Genomic DNA, 2277 nt, shown 5'->3' with positions numbered 1-2277 from the left:
GCAGCCGATGACCTGACCGCCACGAGATCAGTTATGCCTTTGAAATTTTTCAGGAGTTTTTCTGAACTGTAGAATTTTGTTTCTGGAGTGTGTCTGAGAAAGCCGGTGTGAACCCCATCATAGCCACTGGCCAACATATGGCCTGAATTCTATCGTGTGGGTTGCGACCGAAGGGCTTGGCAATCAAAGACAGAAGGGCTTGGCAACAATGACAGGGCTGCTGTGAAATCCGATGCACACATACTGATCGTCGATGACGACAAGGGCATCCGCGACCTGCTGCAGGAATTCTTCCAGAAGCGGGGCCTGCACACCTCGGTTGCCGCCGACGGCATCGAGATGGAGACCATCCTGCGGCGCGTCCAGGTGGACCTCATCGTCCTCGACGTGATGCTGCCCGGCAAAAGCGGGCTGGAGCTGTGCCGCGACCTGCGCGCCCAGTATTCGACGCCGATCATCATGCTGACCGCCGTCACCGAGACGACCGACCGCGTCGTCGGCCTGGAAATGGGCGCCGACGACTATGTGCCCAAGCCCTTCGACCCGCGCGAGCTTTTGGCGCGCATCCGGGCCGTGCTCAGGCGCAATGGCGCCGCCGAGCCGAAGCGCGCCACCACCAAGCAGATCTACCGCTTCGCCGGCTGGACGATGGACTGTGCCCGGCGCCGGCTGATCGCACCCGACGATGTCAGGGTCGAGCTGACCATGGCCGAATTCAACCTGCTGCAGACCTTCGTCAAGAGTGCGCAGCGTGTGCTGACCCGCGACCAACTCATCGAATTGTCCGGCGGCGACAGCGACTATTCCTTCGACCGCAGCATCGACATCCTGGTCAGCCGGTTGCGGCGCAAGATGGAGGACGACCCGAAGACGCCCAAGCTGATCCTGACCGTACGCAGCGGCGGCTACCAGTTCCTGCCCGAGACGACCTCCGAATGAGACGTTTCCTGCCGCAGACCTTGCCTGTCTGGGTGCTGCTGATCGTCATTGCCGGCCTGCTGATCAGCCAGGTCGCGACCCTCTACATCGTCTCGCGCGACCGCGCTGCCGCCAACGACGTCGTCGACCTCTACCGGCTCAACGACCGTGCCTTCTCGCTGGTGCAGCTCATGCATGACGCCAGTCCGGACGAGCGCAAGGCGACGGCGACCGGCCTGTTCAACTCCACCTACGCGCTCACCGTTTCGGACACGCCGGCGGTCACTTCGTCGATCGCCGGCGACGACGAACTGGCCGAACTCGAAGACATCCTCGTCGGCCGGCTGTCCAAATTCGGCATCACCGATGCACGCGTGCGCCGCGATCCGGCGACGCGCGAGGCCGACGACGCGGACGGCACGACGCCAGGACCCGACATCGGCCAGGTCGAGCGCGACCTTCTGGTGCTGGCCGCCGACTTCGCCCAGAGCGACAAGCTGACGGCATCGCTGCGCTTCGCCGACGGCCAATGGCTGAATTTCACCGAACCGATCACGCCCGTCGGCCCGATCCTGAGCTTCGACAGCCTGCCGCTCTATTCGCTGATCGCAGGGCTGGTGGTGATCATGTCGATCTGGTCACTGCGCCGGCTGACGGCGCCCTACCGGATGATGGAAACCGCCGTGAACCGGATCGGCAAGGATCTGAAGAGCCCGCCGATCGCCGAGAGCGGCAGCCGCGAGGTGCGTGCCGCCGCCAAGGCGATCAATGCCATGCAGGCGAGATTGCGCGAATATGTCGAGGACCGCGAACATCTGGCGGCGGCACTGGCGCATGACCTGCGCACGCCGATGACCAGGATGCGCCTGCGCCTGGAGCTGTTGCGCAAATCGGCGGTCCGCGAGGCGCTGGCCCACGATCTCGCCGATGTCGAGAGCATTGCCAGTTCGGTGATCGACTTTGCCACCTTCGAAGTGACCGAGGAAAAGAACGAACGCATCGATTTCTGGTCGCTCGTGGAATCGATCGCCGACGGCTATGACGACGTATCGTTCGACGACGAGACCCGTTCGCGCGGGCTGATCTGCATGGCGCGGCCGGTCGCGCTCAAGCGCTGCGTCACCAATCTGGTGCAGAACGCGGTCACCTACGGCAAGAAGGCGCATCTTTCGCTGCGCCGGTCGGAGGACATGATCCTGCTCACCATCCGCGATGAAGGGCCTGGCATACCGCAGGCGCAGATCGACGCCGTGTTCGGCTCGTTCGTGCGCCTCGAACAATCGCGCAACCGCCAGACCGGCGGTCTTGGCCTCGGCCTGACCATTGCCCGCAACATCGCGCGCGCCGCAGGTGGCGAGA

Annotated in this window: 2 protein-coding genes; both read left to right on the top strand. The window is 63.7% G+C overall.

Annotated elements, in window-relative coordinates; all coding sequences use genetic code 11:
- The first annotated feature begins 222 nt into the window (after positions 1–222).
- Positions 223–939, top strand: coding sequence for a response regulator transcription factor (locus EN925_RS32585; protein ID WP_013529960.1), 717 nt, complete (start codon positions 223–225; stop codon positions 937–939).
- On the top strand, positions 936–2277 hold a 1342-nt coding region (locus tag EN925_RS32580; protein ID WP_128337232.1), incomplete at its 3' end, for an ATP-binding protein. The genes EN925_RS32585 and EN925_RS32580, both read left to right, overlap by 4 nt.

Source organism: Mesorhizobium sp. M7A.F.Ca.US.006.04.2.1, assembly GCF_004022915.1.
In the GTDB taxonomy this organism is placed as follows: domain Bacteria; phylum Pseudomonadota; class Alphaproteobacteria; order Rhizobiales; family Rhizobiaceae; genus Mesorhizobium; species Mesorhizobium ciceri.
This window is presented reverse-complemented; position numbering and strand designations above follow the sequence as displayed.